Genomic DNA, 3,902 nt, shown 5'->3' with positions numbered 1-3,902 from the left:
TTAAAAGTTTTTTTTAGTTATTTAGTAATGCACAAATTTAGGTGTTTGTCAAATTAATTTAGATGCGTTTACCCTGACTATCCAGGTTAACGCCTGTGAAAGCTTTGCCTACCAAATTCAAATAACTAACTATCCTGAAACGCAGCCAGCTAACTATTTATTATACCGAAACTTTCCGTCTTGTCAACCCCGATGGAACAAAAAGCCGAAACTTTCGGAATAATCACCACATAGAGAATGATAGCTAGAAACATTCCGTATATTCTCCGATAACAACCAGAAACTTTTGGGATAACATACCAGATAGTCATACTATCAAGAAACATTCTGGAGATCATCTTATGGAACAACGTCCCAAAAAACTCCTTGAACAAGTAAGTGATGTCATTCGTCTGAAGCATTACTCTTACAAAACGTAAAAAAGCTACATTAATTGGATTAAACGCTATATTTTATTCCATAATAAACGACCTCCTAGAGAAATGGGTGGAAAAGAAATTGAATAATTGTTAACTCATTTAGCTGTACAGGAAAATGTCGCTGCTTCAACTCAAAATCAGGCTTTAAGTGCTATTTTATTTTTGTATAAGGAAGTTCTCAAACAAGAGTTAGATTTACAGGTTGATGCGGTACGGGCAAAAAGAAGTCGGATATGCCTCCGATTTAGAGCCACGAGACAGCATTACCAGGCACGAGCCTGGTAACGATGTGGGAGGAGTGTTTTGTAGAAGCTGCCGGATAGTATTTTGAGTAAGATGCAGTCGCTGATTTAAATTGAATAAGCAGGAAAAGTCATGGCGTGTTTGGGCTTGACGTAAACCTGCTGATCTCGCGTTAACTGTAGAGAATCGAAGCGCTCGCGACTCACATAAGCTGTTACTACCTGCTCGGATTCTAACACTAACTCAGTTTGTATTTCCCGGCCTAAATGAATGATGCGGCTGACTGTTGCTAATGAAAAACCCGACTCCGGCTTAGTTTTAATTTCCACGTCGTGGGGGCGCAAAAACACTACTTCCGAATGAGCGGCTCCATTATGGCGAGACGTTGTGGCGTTGCTGGCGAACAAACCCGCAGCATTTGACAGCACATTGACCGGCCCAATAAAACTCATCACAAAAGCTGATGCCGGTTTGTCGTAAATTTCAGCAGGAGTGCCAACTTGTTCGACTCTACCTTTATTCATCACCACAATTTCATCGGCTACTTCCATAGCTTCTTCTTGGTCGTGAGTCACAAAAACTGTGGTGATGTTAACTTCTTTGTGAAGGTTGTGCAGCCACGATCGCAATTCTTTGCGGACTTTAGCATCTAATGCTCCAAAAGGTTCGTCTAGCAGCAGCACTTTTGGTTGAACTGCTAGAGCTCTGGCCAAAGCCACCCGCTGCCGCTGGCCCCCGGAAAGTTGCGAAGGATAGCGATCGCCCAAACCTGTCAACTGCACTAAATCCAAAAGTTCATCAACCCGCCTGCTAATCGAGCCTTTAGGAACTTTGCGAATTTCCATCGCAAAAGCAATATTTTTCCGAATACTCATGTGTTTGAACAAAGCGTAGTGCTGAAACACAAAACCGATATGTCGTTCCTGCACCGACTGATGAGTAGCATTTTCACCGGTCAGGTAAATCTGACCGCTGTCCGGCGGTTCTAGCCCCGCGATCATCCTCAGCAGAGTCGATTTCCCGGAGCCGGAAGGCCCCAACAGCGCGACTAAAGATCCTCTTTTAATTTCCAAATTCACGTTGTCAATTGCGTGGAAGGAGCCGAAGTGTTTGGATACGTTCTGAACTGTAATACTCATGAGTTTATTTACTTATTTTAGGAGTTAACCAAGAAAACTCCGCTTATCTGACCGATTTACAGTAGTATATCTTGAAAATAATATTTTGCAACACCTGTAATTTTTTGTATTGTATTTCGAGGCCCTCCTGATGGGGACTGCGCTTCAAAGTAGACGCTGGCGGGCCCGAAGAGTTAACCCGCAAGCGTTTCGAGATTTGGCTGTAGCGGTAAATGCGATAAATGCGATCGTCCCAGAGTAAGCAATGCTGAAATTATGCAGAAACCGGGTTTGATGGACGAAAATAGTGCATCAAAACCTTTAAAACCTTTAATTCCCGTAAAAAACCCGGTTTCTTTGCTGTAGCTCTATATTTTACGGCTGGCGACAATTCCCCGACTCCCGGCGATATTGAAGATTTCAGGTAGGAATTGCTCAATCTGAGGTGCGATCGCACACAATTTAGATCACAATAGTTAATTCAGAAGCCCGCCAGCTTCACCTTTGAGAAACTGACAGAATAGTAAATTCTAACCAGAACACCACTATGGGAAAACCAACCGGCTTTATCGAATTCTTGCGCGAATTGCCCTCCGAACTCTCACCCGTCGAGAGAGTCCACAACTGGGACGAATTTCACCTGCCGATGGATGAGGACAAACTCCGCACCCAAGGCGCGCGCTGCATGGATTGCGGCATTCCGTTTTGCCACACGGGTACCCTCATCAGCGGCATGGCAAGCGGCTGCCCGATTAACAACCTCATCCCCGAATGGAACGACCTAGTGTATCGCGGACTGTGGAAAGAAGCCCTTGACAGACTCCACAAAACCAACAACTTCCCTGAATTCACGGGCCGCGTCTGTCCCGCACCCTGCGAAGGCGCTTGCGTACTCGGCATCAACAACCCGCCAGTCACGATTAAAAACATCGAAGCCTCGATTATCGACAAAGGCTGGGATGAAGGCTGGATTACTGCCGAACCACCCGCCAAACGCACCGGCAAAAAAATCGCCGTCATCGGTTCCGGGCCCGCCGGTTTGTCCGCCGCCGCCCAACTCAACAAAGCCGGTCATTGGGTAACAGTATACGAAAGAGCCGATCGACCAGGCGGCCTGCTAATGTATGGCATCCCCAACATGAAGCTAGACAAAGAACAAGTCGTAATGCGCCGCCTGAAAGTCCTCGAAGACGAAGGCGTGACATTCGTCTGCAACACCGAAGTCGGCAAAGACTTACCAGCAGAACAACTGCTAAAAGAATACGACTCCGTTGTGCTCTGTACCGGCGCCACCAAACCCCGCGACTTGGGCATCCCCGGCCGGGAATTAAAAGGCATCCACTTCGCAATGGACTTCCTGACAGCCAACACCAAAGCAGTTTTAGACAAGAGCACAAACGATAACTTCATCTCCGCCGAAGGCAAAGATATCGTGATCATCGGCGGCGGCGACACCGGTACCGACTGCGTGGGCACATCCATCCGCCACGGCTGCAAAAGCCTGGTACAGCTAGAAATCCTGCCCAAACCGCCCTCGGAACGCGCGACCAACAATCCCTGGCCGGAATGGCCGAAAGTCTACCGCCTCGACTACGGCCAAGAAGAAGCAGCAGCCAAATTCGGCGACGACCCCCGTGGCTATCTCACCACGGCGACAAAGTTCGAGGGCGACGAAAACGGCAATGTCAAAGCCGTGCACACCGTTGAGGTGGAGTGGGCGAAAAACGAGAAAGGGCAGTTTATTCCGAACCACATCCCGGGCACGGAAAAAGTCTTGCCGACACAGCTTGTGTTGCTAGCGATGGGCTTCCTCGGCCCGGAACAGCCCTTGCTGGATGCGCTGGGATTGGAACGCGACGCCCGCAGCAATGTGAAAGCCGAGCACGAAAAATATACAACCAGCATTCCGGGAGTTTTCGCGGCTGGGGACTGTCGCCGGGGACAAAGTTTGGTGGTTTGGGCGATTAATGAAGGGCGCGGCGTGGCCCGGGAGTGCGACCTTTATCTGATGGGGAGCACTGATTTGCCTTAGTCCTTGGGTAGTAGTAGATACTGTCTTGACCTGTCAAGGGGTAGCAGTCAAATAATTGGGGTCGAAAGGCTTTTGGGATTTTAAAATCCC

General features: G+C 48.1%; 2 protein-coding genes and 1 pseudogene. 2 read left to right on the top strand and 1 reads right to left on the bottom strand.

The window, feature by feature from the left end; translation table 11 throughout:
- The first annotated feature begins 428 nt into the window (after positions 1-428).
- Positions 429-704: pseudogene (locus QUB44_RS31320) on the top strand (site-specific integrase).
- A gap of 65 nt (positions 705-769) precedes the next feature.
- Here the strand turns inward: QUB44_RS31320 and QUB44_RS30240 are convergent.
- Positions 770-1,801, bottom strand: coding sequence for a sulfate/molybdate ABC transporter ATP-binding protein (locus tag QUB44_RS30240; RefSeq protein WP_333373489.1), 1,032 nt, complete (start codon positions 1,799-1,801; stop codon positions 770-772).
- A 526-nt stretch (positions 1,802-2,327) separates the two neighbouring features.
- Between QUB44_RS30240 and gltD the strand changes: the two genes are divergently transcribed.
- The gene (gene gltD / locus QUB44_RS30235; RefSeq protein WP_333373486.1) at positions 2,328-3,812 is read left to right on the top strand and encodes a glutamate synthase small subunit; all 1,485 of its coding nucleotides are present in this window, start codon (positions 2,328-2,330) and stop codon (positions 3,810-3,812) included.
- The last annotated feature ends 90 nt before the right edge of the window (positions 3,813-3,902 follow it).

It is taken from the genome of Microcoleus sp. AT3-D2 (assembly GCF_036705715.1).
Taxonomy (GTDB): domain Bacteria; phylum Cyanobacteriota; class Cyanobacteriia; order Cyanobacteriales; family Microcoleaceae; genus Microcoleus.
Note: the sequence above shows the minus strand (reverse complement) of the source record. Positions and strands in the feature narration are given on the sequence as shown.

Excerpts from the sequence above, each read along its gene's own strand:
- QUB44_RS30240 (WP_333373489.1), bottom strand. The coding sequence starts at position 1,801 with ATGAGTATTACAGTTCAGAACGTATCCAAACACTTCGGCTCCTTCCAC.
- gltD (WP_333373486.1), top strand. The coding sequence starts at position 2,328 with ATGGGAAAACCAACCGGCTTTATCGAATTCTTGCGCGAATTGCCCTCC.